Here is a 17,669-nt window from a genome sequence, read left to right as displayed (position 1 = left end):
GCGGTGATCACTCCTTGACGGTCGTGCGGACCGCCCCGTCCGCCGGACCGGCCGGCGTCGGGATCGCGGCCGCCGCCGCTCCGTCCCCGTCGGTGTTGATCTTCTCGATGAGTGCCAGCCGCTCGGGGGTGTCCTCCGGCTTGATGTAGCCGACGAGGACGTAGAGGACGAGGGACACCGCCAGCGGCACCGACACCTGGTACTGGAGCGGGACACCGCCCTCGACGTTCCAGTTGATCGGGTAGTTCACCAGCCAGAAGGCGAGCAGGCCCATCGACCAGCTGACGAGGGCCGCCGTCGGACCGGACCGGCGGAACGCCCGCAGCAGGCCCAGCATCATCGGGATCGCCATCGGGCCCATCAGGCCGGCGACCCACTTGATGACGACCGTGATGATGTCCTTGAACGCCGGGGAGTTGACCTGGGTGGCCGCCGCCATCGACAGGCCGAGGAAGACGACGGTCGCGATCCGGGCTACCCGCAGGCCCTGGCCCTGGGACCAGGTCCGTGCCCTGGACCAGATCACCGGCGCGCAGTCCCGGGTGAACACCGCCGCGATGGCGTTGGCGTCCGAGGAGCACATGGCCATCGTGTGGGAGAAGAAACCGACGATGACGAGGCCCAGCAGGCCGTGCGGGAGCAGCTGTTCGGTCATCAGAGCGTAGGAGTCGGAGCCGTCGGGCTTCTGGGACTCGACCAGCAGCGGCGACATCCACATCGGGAAGAACAGCACCAGCGGCCAGACCAGCCACAGGATCGCCGACAGCCGAGCCGACCGCTCGGCCTGGTACGCGTTGCGCGTGGCCATGTAGCGCTGGGCCTGGTTGAGCATGCCGCCGTTGTACTCGAAGAGCTTGATGAAGAGGAAGGCGAGCAGGAACACCGTGCCGTACGGGCCGACCAGCGGTTTCTCGTGGCCCTGGAGTTCGGGGGAGTCCCAGACGCCGAAGAAGCCGCCGTGGTCGTCGAGCCGTACGGCGACGGCGATGAACATGGCGACGCCGGCCAGCAACTGGATGATGAACTGGCCCAGTTCGGTCAGCGCGTCGGCCCACAGGCCGCCGATCGTGCAGTAGACCGCCGTGATGGCGCCGGTGATGAGGATGCCCTGGTTCAGGGAGATCCCGGTGAAGACCGACAGCAGCGTGGCGATCGCCGCCCACTTGGCGCCCACGTCCACGATCTTCAGCAGCATGCCGGACCAGGCCAGCGCCTGCTGCGTCTTCAGGTCGTAGCGGTTCTTCAGGTACTCCAGCGGGGAGGCCACATGGAGGCGTGAGCGCAGGCGGTTGATGCGCGGCGCGAACAACTTCGACCCGATGGCGATGCCGAGCGCGATCGGGAAGGACCAGGTGACGAAGGACGTGACGCCGTAGGTGTAGGCGATGCCCGCGTACCCGGTGAACATCACCGCGCTGTAGCCCGACATGTGGTGGGAGATGCCGGAGAGCCACCACGGCATCTTGCCGCCGGCGGTGAAGAAGTCGCTGACGTTGTCCACGCGTTTGTGCGACCAGACGCCGATCGCGACCATCACGGCGAAGTAGCCGATGAGCACGGCCCAGTCGAGACCGTTCATGTGCGCCCTCCCAGGGATCAGCCCGGCGCTCATCGTGGGCGCTGTCACGTGAACACGACAAGTGACCGTAGGGTCAAAGGGAGGTAAAAATGTTCGGCGTGATGGCCTCGGTTCACCTACATGAACTCATCGCATCAACTCCCCGGCGTTGACCAGCAACGACTGTCCGGTGATCGCCCGCGCCCGGTCCGACGCCAGGAACACCGCCACGTCGGCCACATCCGCGTCCGTGGCCAGATCGGGCAGCGCCATCCGCCCGGTCAGCCGCTCCAGGACGGTCGCCTCGGCCACGCCCTCCGACTGCGCGGTGAACCGCACGTAGGCCTGCACCGGCGGGCCCCACATCCAGCCCGGCAGCACGGTGTTGACCCGGATCCGGTACGGCCCCAGCTCCCGGGCCAGCGAGTACATCGCACTCGTCAGCGCCCCCTTCGACGCCGCGTACGCCGCCTGCCGCACCTGCGACGGGGCCGCCACCGCCGACTGCGTCCCGACGAACACCACGGAACCGCCGCCCTCCTTGAGCGCAGGCAGACAGGCCCGGGTCATCCGCAGCGTGCCCAGCAGGTTCACGTCCAGCACCGAGCGCCAGGACTCGAAGTCCGCGTCCTCCAGCCCTCCGAAGTAACTGTCCAGGGCGGCCACGTGCACCACCGCGTCGATCCCCCCGAACCGCTCCCGCGCCAGCCCGGCCAGCGCCTCGCACTGTGCCTCGTCGGCGATGTCGGTCGCCCGGTACGCCGTGCGCGCCCCCTCCGGATCGACCTCCTCGGCGATCTTCGCCAGGTTCGCCTCCGTCCGGGCCCCGAGCACGACCCGGCCGCCGTCCCGTACGACGGCCGCCACCACCTGCCGCCCCAGCCCGGCCCCCACCCCCGACACGACGACCGTCTTCTCCGCGAGCAGCGGCATCGCAGACCTCCCCGGAACCCTGGCGCATTACCTGACGGAGCGTCAGAGTATGAGCCAGCCGCCGAAGAAGGGGAAGGGCATGAGCGAGGACACCCGCAGCGAGCTGTACGCCGAACTGGCCGCCGTCGGCCCCTACGGCACCCACCCCGGCCACGCCCTCATCACCATGGTCGAACCGCACCCGGGCCACGAGTACGCCTACAACCGCTGGTACGAGGACGACCACTACTACGCCGGTGCGATGGCGATGCCCTGGATGTACGCCGGCCGCCGCTGGGTGGCGACCCGGGACCTGCAACTCCTGCGCTACCCGGAGAAGTCGGCCGTCGCCCAGCCGGTCACCGCCGGCTGCTACCTCTCCACGTACTGGATCACCGCCGGCCGCTACGACGACCACATGCGCTGGACGGTCGCCATCAACAAGCGCCTCAACCGCGACGCCCGCGTCTACCACGACCGCACGCACGTCCTCACCGCCTTCCAGGACCACGAGGCGACGGTGTACCGGGACGGCGCGGCGGGGCCCCGCGACGTCCACGCCCTCGACCATCCCTACGCGGGCCTGGTCCTCCAGGTCGTCGAGTCGGACACCGCCGAGCAGCGCGCCGCACTGCTGGACTGGCTGCGCACCCGCCACCTGCCGGGGCGCCTCGCGGGCTCACCGGCGGCGATGGTGACCGTCTTCCGGCCCACCCCGCTCCCCGGCGACCGCATGACCTACGTCAAGCAGGTCGAGGGCGTGGACACCCGGCTGACCTTGCTGTGGTTCCTCCGGGCCGACCCGCGCGAGTGCTGGGAAGCGCACTTCACCGGCCTGGACACGGCGGTGGCGGAGTCGGGCCTGGGCAGGGTGGAGCTGGTGGCGCCGTTCATCCCGACGGTGCCGGGCACGGACACGTACGTGGACCGGCTGCGCTGACAGGAAGGCCCAGGCGCGAGGCCGGGCTCGCCGGGCTCAACCGGACGGCGCGACCGGGGACCGCACGCCGAACCACTGCTCGGCGCGGAACTCCTCGAACCGCTCCACCTCGGTGAACCCCAGCTTCGCCGCGAGGCGCATCGAGCGGGCGTTGGCGGTCTGGGTGCAGAGGACCACCGGCTCGCCGGGCAGCGCGTCGGCGCACCAGCCGAGTGCCGCCGCGCACGCCTCGGCGGCGTACCCGCGCCCCCACGCCTGCGGCAGGAACGTGTAGCCGAGCTCAATCTCTTCGCCATCCGCACGGACGTGACCCGGACGTCCCGCGTCGCGCCGGTCAAACGTGACCATGCCGATCATCGCTCCGTCGAGATCGATCACGAACAGGCCGGGACGCCGCCCGGGCACCTCGGGCATCGCGCGGTCGAGCTCGTCACGCGGCCGGGCACCACCGAGATAGGCGTGCACCTCCGGCGACGCGAACAGCTCGACGAACGCCGCACGGTCGCGGGCCTCGGACTCGCGGAGCACGAGCCGTTCGGTCCGTATCGGGGCAGGGGGCCAGGCGACGGGTCCTAACTCGATCATGGCGGGCAACCTATCGCGCGCCGGGCCCGCCACGGTCAGCGCAGCTCCTCCGGGCACGGCGTCCCCCGGGGCAGCTGGTAGGGCGCGGCCAGCCGGTACGTCCCCGCCTTCGGGGCGAGGAGTTCCGTCCACTTGTCGCCCTGCGCGTCCTCCTCCGTCTCCGTCAGGCAGCCGTTGACGTTGACGTACGTCTTCGGCTCGCTCTCCGGACGGTTCCTGGACTCCGGCGTCTCCTGCGGCGGCTTCAGGCTCTTGCCCTCCTCGTCGACGATGCTCAGCCACGGCGAGTACGGGATCCGGACCAGGATCCGGCCCGCCTTCCTCACCTGGAGGACCATCTCGCCCTGCTCGGCACGGTCGACGACCGTGTTCGGCTCGGCCAGCGGCGTGGGGGCGGTCACCTCGAACAGCTGCCAGGTGTCGTTGCCCCAGACCTGGTTGAGGTACGGCAGCCCGCGCCGCACCAGCGCCCGCTCACGCTGGCCCCCGTCGCCGTCCGGCTCGCCCTTGGGCAGCACCACGTAGTGCACCGCCCAGCGCTTCAGCCACTCGTGGTAGTTCGCCGAGTTGAGCGTGTCGTCGTAGAAGAGGGGGTTGCGCTCCATGTCGGCCTGCCGGTTCCAGCCCCGGGCCAGGTTGACGTACGGGGCGAGGGCGGAGGCCTCGCGGTGGGAACGGGCGGGGACGACCTCCACCCGGCCCTTCTCGGCGCCGACCTCCTGCAACTCGTTGACCAGCGGGGCCAGCTCGCGCGACCAGTTCGCCGCCGGGGCCGTGTGCACGATGTCGTCGACCGACTTGAAGCCGATCCACACGACGAAGCCGACGAACGCCACGACGACCGCGTACCAGCCGCGGCTGCGCGGCACCGTGAACGGCAGCGCGGCCACCAGCGCGACCCCGGCGAACAGCATCGCCAGACGCGTGATGTTCGAACCGATCTGGCTGCTGATCAGCCACACCAGCACGACACCCAGTCCGTACACGGCGGCCGTCAGCCGGACCGTCTTCCAGTCCTCCGGCACGAGGACGTAGACCAGGACGGAGAACGCGAGCGGCAGGAGCACCGAGGCCCACGTCATCGGCTGCGTCCCCGAGAACGGGAACAGCCATGCCGACACCGCCACCACCGCGGTCGGCGCCAGCCCCAGCGCCCACGCGCCCGGCCGCCGCTTCTGAAGGAACAGCGCCACCGCCACCAGGCCCACGAACAGACCCGCGACCGGCGACGACATGGTGGCCAGCGCGGCCAGCGGCGCCGCGGACAGGGCCTTCGCCCAGCGCTTGTAGCGCCACCGGTACGGCCAGCAGAACACGACGGCGACCGCGCCGAGCGCGAACATCATGCCCAGGCCGAACGTGACCCGCCCGGACACCGCGTTGCAGAACAGCCCGAACACGCCCGCCAGCGCCGCCCAGAGGGGGTTGCGGACCGAGCGGCTGCGCATGAGGAGCAGGGTCAGCAGGCCGGCCGAGACCGTCCCCGCGATCATCATCGTCGTCCGCACCCCGAGCAGGGACATCAGGTACGGCGACACCACGCTGTACGAGACCGGGTGCATCCCGCCGTACCAGGCGAGGTTGTACGCCGAGTCCGGGTGCCGGCCGACGAACTCGGCCCACGCGTCCTGCGCGGCCAGGTCGCCACCGCTGTTCGCGAACGTGAAGAACCAGACGACGTGGAGCACTCCGGCCAGACCGGTGACGGACAGGACGGGGTGGCGCAGCATGCGCTCACGCAGGGTCAGCAGGACGGCCGGCATCCGGGAGTCGGGGGTGCCGGGTGTGCCGGGGGAATCGGGGGATTCGGGGGTTTCGTGGAGGTCCGGGGCTTCGCGGGTGTCGGTGGTTCCGCGGGTGCCGGGGGCGTCAGGGGTACCGGGCACGTCGCCGTCACTGCTGCCGGGGCCGTCGCGGCCTTCCCGGGCGCCCGCTTCCCGCGTGCCGCCGGTGTCCCGCGGGGCGGTGTCCCGTGACGCGGTCTCCCGTGGTGCGGACATGCCTATTCGCGGGCCGGATACCGGGCCCGGATCGGCATGGTCGGCGCGTGTCGGCTCCGCAGTGGCCACTCGAAGGCACTCCCCGTGTCCCGTCTTCTGTTCTCGACGTCTCGTTCTCGTCTTCCGCTCCCGGCCGTGTCCCGTTGGTCGGCGGTTCACGGCCGTGACGCAGGCAACCACGGCCTGCCCGATTCGCGACGCTAGCACGCACCCCACCGGGCGGCGCCCGGACGGGCACTCACCCGATGGGGTGCGGTGGTGCGAGCGGGCGGCCCCGGCTCAGCCGAGGCGCGTCAGCTTGTCCGCGAAGCCCGGCTCCACGAGGTCCTTCTGGAGGGCGACCGGGACCTTGACCGCGCTGGTGGTGCCGTCACCGACGGTGAGCGTGCCCACCTTCGCGCCGGCCTTGGCCGTGTGCGGCAGCTCGTCCGCGGCGAACGTCAGCTTGACGGACAGGCCCGCCCAGCCGACGGCCGTGACGTCCTCGGTGACTTCGACCGGCGTCCGGCCGCCGAGACCGTCGTCCGCGTACCCGACGACGTCGCCCTTCTTCAGGATCGTCGCCGACTCCAGCGCGCCCTGAGCGGCCCGGATCAGCTGGTCGCCCTCGTGGAGCGCGGCGCCCAGGATGGTGTTGTCGGGGCCGCCGGCGGGCTGACGGACCACGGCGCCGATGATCCGGCGGGTCTCGCCGTCGACGTCCTTCTTCGCGGCGAAGACGAGGTTGCCGAGGGCCGAGGTGGTGGTGCCGGTCTTGATGCCGGTGACGTCGTTGTAGCCGACCAGACGGTTCCAGTTGTCGTGCTTGGTGCCCTTGTAGTCGACGTACGACATCATCGCGGCGACCTCGCGGAACGCGGGCTGCTGCATGGCGGCCTTGGCGAGCTTCACCTGGTCCACGGCCGTGGAGACCGTGGTGTTGTTCAGGCCCGAGGGGTCGGTGTACGTCGTGTTCTTCATGCCGAGGTCCTTGGCGGCGTCGTTCATCTTCTGCACGAACGACTTCTCGGAACCGGCGTCCCAGCGGGCGAGCAGGCGCGCGATGTTGTTCGCGGACGCGATCAGGATGCTCTCCAGAGCCTCCCGCTGGGTGATCTTGTCGCCCTTGGTGACGTCGACGGTGGACTCCTGGCCGGCGTCGGACTGGTCCTCGGCGGCCTGGTCGATCTCGATCTTCGGGCCGGGCGCGCCGCTCTTCAGCGGGTGCTCGCGCAGGATCAGATAGGCGGTCATCACCTTGGCGACACTGGCGATCGGCACGGGCTTCTGCTCGCCGGACGACCCGAACGTGCCGATCCCCTGCACGTCCAGAGCGGCCTGGCCCTTGTCCGGCCACGGGATGTCGACCTTGCCGCCCTCGAAGGTGTAGCTGTCCTTCGCGGTCAGTTCGAGGGTGGGCGCCGGCAGCGGGCGCACGCTCTGCACGACCGCGAGGAGGACCACCAGCAGCAGCGCCAGCGGCGTCCAGATCTTCACCCGCCGTACGGCCGTCCGCAGCGGGGTGTCCGGCGGCGGCGGGGTGTTGGTCAGCTCCGCGAGCAGGTCCAGCGGCGGCTTGGGCGGCAGCGGCTGCTGCGTGGTCCGCTCGGGGCCGACGGTGGGTACCGGGGCCGTGGCGTCGGCGGGGGCGGCCTGTGGGGCCGATGCGGGCGGCGCGGGCGGTGCGGGCGGAGTGGTCTGCCCGGTGGACGCCGGCTTGCGCGTCGACGGGTCGTCCAGCGGCTTGAGCGCGACGAACTTGCTGGTCCGCTCGGCCTCCCTCTCGGGGGCCGCCTCGGCGCCCTTGACGTCCTTCGCGACCCCACCGAGCTTCAGCATGGTGGTCGGCTGATCGACCGGGGGCCGCGGGGCCTTGAAGATGGCGGTGGGCTGGTCGACGGGCCGTTCGGCGGTGTCCTTGCCGCCGTCGCCCTCGTCGTCGTCCGCCTTGGGGGACTTGCCGGCGTCGTCGGAGTCGGCGTCGGAGCCCGTGTCGGAGGCGGTGGCGGTGGTGTCGTCCGTGCCCTTGTCGGCCTTGGGTGCGGCCTCGGCGTCGGCCTTGGCCTCGTCCTCGGAGGCGTCGGTGTCCGTGGCGGAACGGTCCGCCTCGCGTTCTTCGGCCTCCTCGTCGGCCTTGTCGCGGCCCTGAGCGGCCTCTGACGCCGCCTCTACGGCCTCCTGGCCGCCTTCCGGGGCGTCCGCGGGCTCGTCGGCGCTGTCACTCGCCTCGCGGCCGTCCTCGGTGACCTTGCCGGCCGCGGCGGCAGGCTCGTCCGAACTCTCGGCCTTGTCGCTGTCGTCGGCGTGCGTGCTGGCCGCGGTGGCGGGCTCGTCGCCGTCGTCGGCGTGCTTGCCGGCCGCGGCGGCAGGCTCGTCCGAACTCTCGGCCTTGTCGCTGTCGTCGGCGTGCTTGCTGGCCGCGGCGGCGGGCTGGTCCGCGTTCTCGGCCTTGTCGTCGTCCTCGACGTGCTTGCCGGCCTCGGCAGCGGCCTCGCCCGAACTTTCGGCCTCGCCCGCGTTCTCGGCCTCGCCCGCGTTCTCAGGCTCGTCGTCGTCCTCGGCCTCATGGTCGGCCTTGGTGTCCGTTTCGGCCTCGGCGGAGTCGTTCCCGCCTTCCGCCTCCCCGGTGTCCTCGGCCTTCCCGGTCTCCTCGGCCGGGTCGTCCGCGTTCTCGGCGTCAACCTTCCCGGTCTTCCCGGTCTTCCCGGCGTCCGCGGAATCCTTGCCGGCGCCCTCGGAGTCCGCGTCCTGGGCCTCCGCGTCGGCAGGCCTCTCGTCCTCGTCCGCCGACGCGACCCACGCGGCGACGGCGTCCCGCAACCGGCCGTCACCGGAGTCGGAGTCAGAGCCGGAGTCGCTCTCGCTCTCGCTCCGCTCGCCCGAGTCGGAGGACTCGCCGGTGCGCTCGTCCTTCTCGGCGTCCGTGACGGCGTCCTCGGCGCCGGAGCCGCTCTCGTCCTGCTCCTCGTCGTCCGGCCCCTCGTCCGTCCGCACGGACAGCACACGGGTCGCCGTGTCGACGCCTCCCCGTGTCGAGGACCTCTTCGCGTCCCTGGCCATCGCGAGCCGCGGATCGGCGGACTCGCTCCTCGCCTCGGGAACCGGACTCGCGCTCCCCGACGTCCGTTCTGCCGACGACTCGCGCTGCTTCGACCTGTCGGGGGACTCGCCCGCCACCGATGCCTCCTCCTCGCGCCGCACTCCCCGCGTGCGCGTACCGAACCGTGAACCGCCGCCCTGACACCGCTTTCCAGCGCTGTCCGAACCATGTACCAGTGTCCTGTGCGCGCACTGAACCCACCCGGTAGACGAGAACGACATACCTACCGGTTCCACTACGAACCGGTCACGCACCCTCGACAGACCAATGTGAGAGGGGTCACCCTGTCTTTCATCCACGCGGGGAGGCATGGATGGGCAGGAGCCGCAGAACACTTCCGGAGGAGCTTCTGCTGCTGGCATTGGACCCGGCCACGGGTACCACTGCGCAGCCGCAGTCGCTCGACCTCGGTCTGGCCGGAGCACAGCTAGTAGAGCTGGCGCTGGCCGGACGGATAGCCCCAGACGGGGATCGTATCGCCGTGGTAGCCCCACGGCCGACTGGAGATCCAACGTTGGACTGCGCGTTGGAGTTGCTGCGTAGGCGCGGCGCTCCCGTGCGGGCAGTGAACTGGATTGGCGGGCCGCGTCTCGGGCTCCGCCAGACCTACCTCTCGCATCTGGAGCGGTGCGGCATGGTGCATGCCGTGGCGGGCCAGATGTGCGGAGTGCTGCCGACGACTCGCTACCAGGCGACGGACACCGAAATCAGCCGGGAGATCAGGGCCCGGCTCGACTCGGCGATCCGCACCGGCGTACCGCCGGACCCGCGGACCGCCGCGCTCGCCGCACTGGCACACGCGGTCGGCCTCGGCAAGCACCTGTACCCGGGCAACGAGGGACGTTCCTCTCGCTCCCGGCTGCGGGACCTGATCAGGCACGACCCCATGGGCGGTCTCGTCGCGCACGCCGTGATGGACGTCCAGAACGGCGTGGCGGCCCAGCCGCGCCGCAGCCCGGCCCCGTCCGGCCGTCAGGCCGCCGGCGGAGCCAGGCCCGCACCGGAACCCGCCCGCGGTGTTCCGATGCAACCGCGCCACGGAACCATGGCGCGTGCCGCGGCCCACTGAGCCGCGCCGCACCACGAACACCACGCCGCACCCAGAACCCGGTCACGGGAGCCGCTGTCCGAGCGGGGCGGGGAGAGCACACACTCTCCCCGCCCCGCTCGGCGTGCCCGTGTCCGAACTGGCGTGTACCCGTCGCATATCCACCGTTTCCCAGCGGTAGGAAGCACCTTGGTGGCAGTCTGCTCAGCAGCAGATACGCAAAGTAGAGGCACGCAGCCGGAGGTGCACGTCCCGTGGCGTCCAATGTCAATCCCACCGTCAGGCGGCGCCGGCTCGGCCAGGAGCTGCGCAGGCTCCGTGAGGTCAAGGGCATGACGGCCGAAGAGGTCGCCGAGCGGCTGCTGGTGTCGCAGTCGAAGATCAGCCGGCTGGAGAACGGCCGGCGCAGCATCAGCCAGCGGGACGTCCGCGACCTGTGCGGGGTCTACGAGGTCGAGGACCAGCGGATCGTCGACTCGCTGATGCAGATGGCCAAGGACTCCCGGCAGCAGGGCTGGTGGCACGCCTTCGGGGACATCCCGTACAGCGTCTACATCGGCCTGGAGACGGACGCCGAGTCGCTGCGGGTCTACGAACCTCAGATCATCACCGGCCTGTTGCAGACGCGTGCGTACGCCGAGGCCATCATCCGGGGCGGCTCGCCCGAGGCCTCGGAGGCGGACAACGACAAGCGCGTCGAGGTCCGGCTGCGCCGGCAGGGCCGGATCACCGCCGAGACGGATCCGCTGCGGCTGTGGGTGGTCCTGGACGAGGCGTCGCTGCACCGGGTCGTCGGCAGCCGGCAGGTGATGCGCGAGCAGCTGGAGCACCTCATCGAGATGTCGCAGCTGCCCCACATCACCGTGCAGGTGCTGCCGTTCGAGGTCGGCGCGCACGCCGGTATCAACGGCCAGTACTCGATCCTGGAGTTCGCCGACGCGGCCGACTCGAGCGTGGTGTACATCGAGGGCGTGACCAGCGACCTGTACCTGGAGAAGCCGCTCGACGTGCAGAAGTACACGGTCATGTACGAGCACCTGCGCGCCCAGTCGCTGAACGTGGACCAGTCACGGCAGCTCGTCGAGCGCCTGGCGAAGGACTACGCGCGGGGCTGACCAGCCGTCGGCTGACCTTTCGTCGGGCAAAGCGCGGGATGTTACACCCCTGACACGCCTGACTGGAAGTCTCCCCTGGAATATGCCATCCAGTCGAGTGAATGACTGCTCCGAAAGAGGATGTTGGCGAGTAGCGTCGATCACGCCAACCACCAGCACGGGTTGGCGTAAACGCAACTGGCTACGGAGCGAACATGGCAATTCGTCTGGGCGCCACGGAAACGTGGACGACGTCCTCCTACACCAACAACAACGGCGCCTGTGTGATGGTCAGGTCGACCGTCGAGCAGGCGCTGGAGCTCGGTGACACCAAGATCCCCGAGGGCCCCAAGCTGGCGTTCCCCGCCGACGCGTGGAACGCCTTCGTGGCCTCGGTCAAGTCCTGAGCCACCGAACGACAACAGCACAAGCACCACCGACAGAGCCCTCTCGACCAGCATCGCCGTCCTTGCCGAGAGGGCTCCGCTCGTGCCCGGCCCCCGATGGGGGGTCAGCTCACCGGGAACGCCACGTCACACACCGGGTCCCCGGCTCCCGCCGCGTCCCAGTCCGCGAAGTACACCTCCCGGCACGGGCCCGCCTGCTCCAGGCCCTCCCGGGCGATCCACTCCTCCACCGCCTCGAAGGCCGCCATGATCTGCGGATGGGCCACCTGCGCCTTGGTGATCCGGGTGTAGGCCAGCCGCCGGGCGGGGTCCACCCGTACCGTCGTCCCCCGGGCCCGGCCGTGCCGCTCGACCCACGCCCGGGCCGCCGCCTCGTCGGCCACCGGCACACAGGCCTCGGCCGGTCCGTCGCTCTCCATCGACACCTCGGAGTGGTAGACGACGAACGGCGCCGCCGCGATGCCGCCGCACTCCCGCGCCGCCGACTCCAGCCGGCCCAGTGACGCCCCGATCCACGCGGGCAGCTCGCCCGCCAGGACATGCCGCGTCTCGCTGATCACCACCTGCCCGGGTACGTCCACCGTCTCGACCGCGAACTTCTCGTACATCTCGGAGCTCCTCCCCGACAGTCGTCCACGGAGGTACTCGGCGAGCGTCCGCTGCCCCGCCACCCGCGCCTCGACGTCCGCCCAGTACGCGTCGAGCAGCTCGGCCGCCGCCCGCCCGTCGCCCGCCGAGACCACCTCGGCGATCCGGGCGAGCGGCATGTCCAGCTGCCGCAGCATCGCCACCAGCCGGGCCTGTTCGACCTGGCCGGCGCGGTAGTAGCGATAGCCGGTGGCCTCGTCGACATGCGCCGGGGACAGCAGCCCCAGCCGGTCGTACAGCCGCAGCGCCTTGGCCGACAGCCGGGCGCGCGCGGCGAACGCCCCGATGGTGAGCAGGTCCCGGTCCGGTACGTCCACCACGGCATCCTCCGTCATCGGGCGGCTCTTGTGCCCGACGACGAGGACGTTCCGCCCTGCCCCAGGGGCAAGGTCAACACCTTCCCGGGGCCGCTCAGGCCAGCTGGGCCTCCACGGCCGCCACGACCTCCGCCGACTCCGGCTCGGTCTGCGGCGAGAAGCGGGCCACGACCTCGCCGTCCCGGCCGATCAGGAACTTCTCGAAGTTCCAGCGGATGTCCCCGCTGTGCCCCTCGGCGTCGGCGAAGCCGGTCAGACGCTCGTACAGCGGGTGCCGGTGCTCACCGTTGACCTCGACCTTCTCGGTCAGCGGGAAGGTCACGCCGTACGTCGCCGAGCAGAACTCGGCGATCTCCTCGGCGCTGCCGGGCTCCTGCCCGAGGAACTGGTTGCAGGGCACGCCGAGGACGGTGAAGCCGCGCTCGGCGTACCGCTCCTGGAGCTTCTCGAGACCCGTGTACTGCGGGGTCAGGCCGCACTTGGAGGCCACGTTCACCACGAGCACCGCCTTGCCCGCGTACTGGGACAGAGCGGCGGAACCGCCCTGAAGCGCACCGATCTCGACGTCGAGGGGAGAGGAACCGTTGGTAGTCGTCATGAGCGGATGCTAGCCCCGGCGGGTGTCCGGCCGACTTCGGGCCTGCACAGCCTCCACGGCCTCCACCAGCGTCTGCCCCGCAGCCGTCCGCGAGTACAGCACCGACCTGCCCGCCCGCCGCCGCTCCACCAGCCCGGCGTCCAGCAGCACCCGCAGATGCCGCCCGACCGACCCGAGTCCTTGGCCGGTCACGGCGACCAGCTGACTGGTGCTGAGAGGGGAACCGAGCCGGACCAGCACACCGGCGCGGGCGGTTCCCAGCAGCGCGCCGAGGCCGGCGGGGGCGGGCCCGGCGTCGGGGTCGGCGAGGGCGCCCGCACACGGGTAGATCAGCGCGTACCGGTCCGTGCCCTCCCAGGACGCCCAGCCGATGCGCTGCGTGGTGATCGGCACGAAGACGAGCTCGGCGCCCGAGAGTTCGCGCGGCGGATACGCGCGGGCGTTCACCTGGAGCCGGTTCTCCCCGAGCCACCGCGTGCCCGGCCGCAGCGCGCCCAGCGCCGACGCCCAGCCGCCCCTGCTGACCTGAGCGGTCCGCGCGACCACGTCGGCCTCCAGGATGCGGCGGCGGTGCGGCCAGTACGGGCGTACCGCCGTGGTCCAGACGTACGTCAGCAGGTCCGCCGCGCGCTCCGGCAGGTCGTCCCGGTGCAGCCGGGCCGGAACCGGGCCGCGCAGGGAGACGGTGAGATCGGAGCGGGCCGCCGCCGGATCGGCCGCCCGCACCTTCGCGACCCCCTCCTCGAAGCTCTCCCCGTCGACGGGGGTGGGGGACAGGAAGTCGGCCGTCCAGTCCCGCCCGATCCCGGCGCTGACGAGCAGCGCGGTCACCGGATCCCGCGCCAACCGCCGCCGGTAGTCGGGCAGATGGGCGTCCAGCCAGCTGCGCTCGCCGGGATGCGCGGCCACGGCCCCGTGCAGCAGCCGCAGGCATCCGAAGGCCTCGGCGAACGGCGAGATGAGGAACCGGCTGCCGGCCAGCGTGTCGGCGTTGATCTGCCACCAGCCCATGGAAAACCCCCGACGTTTCGCACGTACGCGAAACATTAACCCTGCGCTCCGCGGCGCCACAGACTCCGTCACATGCGCAGTTACCGCGAACTGTTCCGCACACCCGAGTTCACCCCGTTCTTCCTGTCCGGCTCGGTGCAGACCATCGCCCGGACGATGAGCGGGCTGGCACTGGGCACCCTCGTGTACCGGGCGACCGAGTCGCCGCTGCTGTCCGCGGTGAGCATGTTCGGCTCGTCGCTCGTGCAGGTGCTGGGGGCGACGTTCCTGCTCTCGGCCGCCGACCGGCTCCCCCCGCGCGCGGCCCTGACCACCCTGCCCCTCCTCTTCGCCGCGGCCACGGCCGCCCTGGCCCTGCCCGGACTGCCGGTCTGGGGGATCTTCGCGATCGTCCTGGCCAAGGGGCTGGTGGAGTCCGTGGGCGGGGGAGTGCGCTGGGGCCTGCTGAACGAGATCCTCTCCAAGGACGGTTATCTGCTGGGCCGCTCGGTCTTCAACATGATGACCGGCCTCATGCAGATCGCCGGCTACGCGACCGGTGGCGCCCTGGTGGCGCTGCTGTCCCCGAGGGCGTCCCTGCTGCTGGCCGCCGCCCTGTACGTCCTGGGTGCGGTGGTCGTCCGCCTCGGCCTGACCCGCCGCCCACCGCGCACGACGGGCCGCCCCTCGGCGACGGCGACCTGGCGCGCCAACGCGCTGCTGTGGTCGTCCGCGCCCCGCCGCCAGGTCTATCTGGCCCTCTGGATCCCCAACGGCCTGGTGGTGGGCTGCGAATCCCTCTACGTCTCCTACGCGCCCGACTCCGCCGGCACCCTGTTCGCCTGTGCCGCACTGGGCATGCTGACCGGGGACGTGCTGGTGGGCCGCCTGCTCCCACCCCGGCTGCGGCCGCGCCTGGGCTTCCCGCTCCTGCTGCTCCTGGCCGTCCCGTACGTACCGTTCCTCCTGCGCCCACCGCTTCCGCTCGCGGCGGCCGCCGTCACGCTGGCGTCGGTCGGCTTCGGGGCGAGCCTCGTGCAGCAGGAGCGGCTGATGGCCCTGACCCCCGACACGCTGGCGGGGCAGGCCCTGGGGCTGGACTCGGCGGGCAGGCTCACGATGCAGGGTGTGGCGGCGGCACTCGCGGGATCGGTGGCCCAACTGACGTCACCGGCCTCGGCCATGACGGCGATGGCCACCGGCTCGGTGGCGGTGACGCTGCTGCTGATGGTGGCGGCGAGGCGCACAGAACGCGCGCCGGCGAAGGTGCCGGAACGGCTCTCCTAGCCGTACGTCCGCTCCTCGGAGCCCGGGGCGGCCTCGGTCTCCGCGAACACCTCGGGAACCTCGTTGTCCACCACGACCCGTGACAGCAGTACGGCCAGCCGGTCCCGCTCGGCGCCGCTGAGCCCGGAGGGCAGTGCCTCCATCCGGCGGGACGTCTCGGCGTAGAACCTCCCCGCGAGCGCCGCGCCCTCCTCGGTCAGGACCACCCGCACAGCCCGCCCGTCGCGCGGGTCGGCCTCCCGCCGCACCAGCCCCCGCTGCACCGTCCGGTCCACCAGCCCGGTCAGACTCGACTTGGCCAGCCCGAGTGTCTCCCCGAGCTCGCCCATGCCGTACGGCTGGGGCATGAGCACGCACAGCAGCTGTCCCTGCTGCGGGGTCAGCCCGTGGGCCCGGCTGGTCTCCGCGTACACACCGTCCACCAGGAACGCCGCCCGCACCAGCGCGGCGACGACCCCCACCTGCCCGCCTGCCCCCTTGCCCATCGGGTCAGGGTACCGACCGGTAGGAGGGGCCCTGGTCACTCCTCGTCGGGGGCCTCGCCCTCGATGAGCCGTTCCGCGATGTCGTCGGCCCACTCCTGGGCCCATCGGCGCAGCCCCGCGACGTCCCGGACGTCGAGGCCGCGGGCGGTGAACGCGCTGTCGTCCAGCCAGTCCGTGCCGGTCAGCCGGGACTGGAGGTCGGTGAGGTCGAAGGCGTCGGAGTGGCGGCGGCCGAGCTCCTCCAGTTCGGGGTGGCTCCAGCGGGCCGAGGCGGCGTGCACGTCGACCAGGTCACGAGCGAGACCGCGGTCGGCCAGGTCCCGGACGCGGGTGCCGACGAGGTCGTCGAGGGAGAGGGCAGGCCCGAGCTCCGTCACCACGGGCGGACGCCACAGCACCTCCTTGTGGACGCCGACCCCGTACTCCTCGCCGGTCGCCGCGTCGGTGACCAGGAACTGGGCGGCCAGCGGATCGGTCTCCAGGCTCCGCACCAGCCACCCGCGCTCCACCAGCCCGGCCCGGACGGCGTCGGCGATGCCGTCCATCGCGGCGGGATGCTCGGTGGCGACGTCCACGTCCGGCCCGCCCCGCCCCACGAGCCCGTGCGCCAGCATGGCGTACCCGCCCATGAGGACGAGCGAGTACACCTCGCCCACATCAACCAGATCCCGGAGCAACCGCCGAACCGACTCAGAAACGAAAGCCGCCACGCCCATACCCTGATTATCCAGCCCCAGCACCCACGACGCCTTTTCTTGGGGACGCGGGGAACGGCGCGTTCTTGGGGCGCGGGGAACTGCGCAGTCTTTTTAGCGCCGCGGGGAACTGCGCAGTCTTTTTTAGGGGCGCGGGGAACTGCGCGACCAGCCCCCACGCCCCCGCACCCGCCCCCCAACCCCGCCCACCCCTACGGCTTACGCCCCACCCCACAGAACGCATCCACCGCCACAACACCAACCCCCTCAGCCCCGGCCCTCCACTCCGGCACCCTCACAACCCCCGGCTCCACCAACTCAAGCCCGTCGAAGAACCCGGCGATCTCCTCCACACTCCGGACGTAGTACGGCACAGCCCCACTCGCGTTGTACGCCTCCGACGCCGCGATCATCCCCTCACTCGTCGCCGTACTGTCACTGATCACGAGGTGGCTGCCCGACGGCAACCCGGCCATGAGCCGCCGCACCAGCTCACGCGCCTGGTCGTGGTCGGCGACATGGCCGAGCGTGTTGAGGATCATCAGGCCGACCGGCCGGGAGAGGTCGAGCGTCCCCGCGGCGGCCTCCAGGACGGCCTCCGGGTCGTACAGGTCGGCGTCCAGATAGGCGGTGCGGCCTTCCGGGGTGCTCGTGAGGAGCGCGTTGGCGTGGGCCAGCACGATGGGGTCGTTGTCGACGTAGACGATCCGGGCGTCCGGTGCGACGCGCTGCGCGACCTCGTGCGTGTTGTCGGCGGTCGGCAACCCCGTCCCTATGTCGAGGAACTGCCGCACCCCCTGCTCACCGGCCAGATACCCGACGGCCCGCCCCAGGAAGCGGCGGCTGGTGACCGCCACGTCGACCAGGCCCGGAAAGATCGACTTGATCTGGTCGCCGATCTCGCGGTCGACCTCGTAGTTGTCCTTGCCCCCGACGAAGTAGTTCCAGAAGCGCGCGGAGTGCGGCTTGGACGTGTCGATACGGGCGCGCAGGCTGTCGTGGGGCATCCGGGTCTCCTGGGGGCGG

At 71.3% G+C, this 17,669-nt stretch carries 16 protein-coding genes; 5 read left to right on the top strand and 11 right to left on the bottom strand.

The window, feature by feature from the left end; genetic code table 11:
* Positions 1-7 precede the first annotated feature (7 nt).
* Both ABEA82_RS18465 and ABEA82_RS18460 read right to left on the bottom strand, forming a co-directional pair.
* On the bottom strand, positions 8-1,579 hold the full coding sequence (locus ABEA82_RS18465; protein ID WP_345662631.1) for a sodium:solute symporter family protein: 1,572 nt from the start codon (positions 1,577-1,579) through the stop codon (positions 8-10).
* Between the two features lie 126 nt (positions 1,580-1,705).
* Complete coding sequence (locus ABEA82_RS18460) at positions 1,706-2,491, bottom strand: SDR family oxidoreductase (RefSeq protein WP_345662630.1); 786 nt, start codon at positions 2,489-2,491, stop codon at positions 1,706-1,708.
* Between the two features lie 79 nt (positions 2,492-2,570).
* Here ABEA82_RS18460 and ABEA82_RS18455 point away from each other — a divergent pair, with 79 nt between their 5' ends.
* A complete protein-coding gene (locus ABEA82_RS18455; RefSeq protein ID WP_345662629.1) occupies positions 2,571-3,410 on the top strand; it encodes a hypothetical protein in 840 nt (279 codons plus the stop codon).
* A gap of 36 nt (positions 3,411-3,446) precedes the next feature.
* On the opposite strand, the gene ABEA82_RS18450 is transcribed toward ABEA82_RS18455, so the two are convergent.
* From ABEA82_RS18450 to ABEA82_RS18440, 3 genes are all read right to left on the bottom strand, one after another.
* Positions 3,447-3,995: a GNAT family N-acetyltransferase gene (locus ABEA82_RS18450; protein WP_345662628.1), complete on the bottom strand. Its 549-nt coding sequence runs from the start codon at positions 3,993-3,995 to the stop codon at positions 3,447-3,449.
* Between the two features lie 35 nt (positions 3,996-4,030).
* Positions 4,031-6,064 (bottom strand): MFS transporter, encoded by a 2,034-nt coding sequence (locus tag ABEA82_RS18445; protein ID WP_425588533.1) that lies wholly within the window; start codon positions 6,062-6,064, stop codon positions 4,031-4,033.
* 210 nt (positions 6,065-6,274) lie between these two features.
* Positions 6,275-9,151 carry a D-alanyl-D-alanine carboxypeptidase gene (locus ABEA82_RS18440; protein ID WP_345662627.1) on the bottom strand — a complete coding sequence of 959 codons (2,877 nt, stop codon included), beginning with the start codon at positions 9,149-9,151 and terminating at the stop codon, positions 6,275-6,277.
* Between the two features lie 236 nt (positions 9,152-9,387).
* On the opposite strand from ABEA82_RS18440, the gene ABEA82_RS18435 reads away from it, so the two are divergent.
* From ABEA82_RS18435 to ABEA82_RS18425, 3 genes are all read left to right on the top strand, one after another.
* The gene (locus tag ABEA82_RS18435; protein WP_003990970.1) at positions 9,388-10,143 is read left to right on the top strand and encodes a GOLPH3/VPS74 family protein; all 756 of its coding nucleotides are present in this window, start codon (positions 9,388-9,390) and stop codon (positions 10,141-10,143) included.
* Positions 10,144-10,376: 233 nt separating this feature from the next.
* On the top strand, positions 10,377-11,237 hold the full coding sequence (locus tag ABEA82_RS18430; RefSeq protein WP_345662626.1) for a helix-turn-helix domain-containing protein: 861 nt from the start codon (positions 10,377-10,379) through the stop codon (positions 11,235-11,237).
* Positions 11,238-11,431: 194 nt separating this feature from the next.
* On the top strand, positions 11,432-11,623 hold the full coding sequence (locus ABEA82_RS18425) for a DUF397 domain-containing protein (RefSeq protein ID WP_003990968.1): 192 nt from the start codon (positions 11,432-11,434) through the stop codon (positions 11,621-11,623).
* A gap of 104 nt (positions 11,624-11,727) precedes the next feature.
* On the opposite strand, the gene ABEA82_RS18420 is transcribed toward ABEA82_RS18425, so the two are convergent.
* The 3 genes from ABEA82_RS18420 to ABEA82_RS18410 form a co-directional block, all read right to left on the bottom strand.
* Positions 11,728-12,606: a MerR family transcriptional regulator gene (locus tag ABEA82_RS18420; protein WP_345662625.1), complete on the bottom strand. Its 879-nt coding sequence runs from the start codon at positions 12,604-12,606 to the stop codon at positions 11,728-11,730.
* Between the two features lie 76 nt (positions 12,607-12,682).
* A complete protein-coding gene (locus tag ABEA82_RS18415; RefSeq protein WP_345662624.1) occupies positions 12,683-13,186 on the bottom strand; it encodes a glutathione peroxidase in 504 nt (167 codons plus the stop codon).
* 9 nt (positions 13,187-13,195) lie between these two features.
* The gene (locus ABEA82_RS18410; RefSeq protein ID WP_345662623.1) at positions 13,196-14,197 is read right to left on the bottom strand and encodes an ArsR/SmtB family transcription factor; all 1,002 of its coding nucleotides are present in this window, start codon (positions 14,195-14,197) and stop codon (positions 13,196-13,198) included.
* Positions 14,198-14,269: 72 nt separating this feature from the next.
* Between ABEA82_RS18410 and ABEA82_RS18405 the strand changes: the two genes are divergently transcribed.
* The gene (locus tag ABEA82_RS18405; protein ID WP_345662622.1) at positions 14,270-15,463 is read left to right on the top strand and encodes an MFS transporter; all 1,194 of its coding nucleotides are present in this window, start codon (positions 14,270-14,272) and stop codon (positions 15,461-15,463) included.
* Here the strand turns inward: ABEA82_RS18405 and ABEA82_RS18400 are convergent.
* The 3 genes from ABEA82_RS18400 to ABEA82_RS18390 form a co-directional block, all read right to left on the bottom strand.
* Positions 15,460-15,948 carry a MarR family winged helix-turn-helix transcriptional regulator gene (locus ABEA82_RS18400; RefSeq protein ID WP_345662621.1) on the bottom strand — a complete coding sequence of 163 codons (489 nt, stop codon included), beginning with the start codon at positions 15,946-15,948 and terminating at the stop codon, positions 15,460-15,462. The genes ABEA82_RS18405 and ABEA82_RS18400 overlap by 4 nt on opposite strands.
* A gap of 35 nt (positions 15,949-15,983) precedes the next feature.
* Positions 15,984-16,664, bottom strand: a complete 681-nt coding sequence (locus tag ABEA82_RS18395) for a hypothetical protein (RefSeq protein ID WP_345662620.1) — start codon at positions 16,662-16,664, stop codon at positions 15,984-15,986.
* Between the two features lie 191 nt (positions 16,665-16,855).
* Positions 16,856-17,650, bottom strand: coding sequence for an SAM-dependent methyltransferase (locus ABEA82_RS18390; RefSeq protein WP_345662619.1), 795 nt, complete (start codon positions 17,648-17,650; stop codon positions 16,856-16,858).
* Positions 17,651-17,669 lie beyond the last annotated feature (19 nt).

It is taken from the genome of Streptomyces venetus (assembly GCF_039540295.1).
Taxonomy (GTDB): Bacteria; Actinomycetota; Actinomycetes; order Streptomycetales; family Streptomycetaceae; genus Streptomyces; species Streptomyces venetus.
The sequence above is the reverse complement of the archived record's forward strand: the minus strand, read 5'-3'. Positions and strand labels throughout refer to the sequence as shown.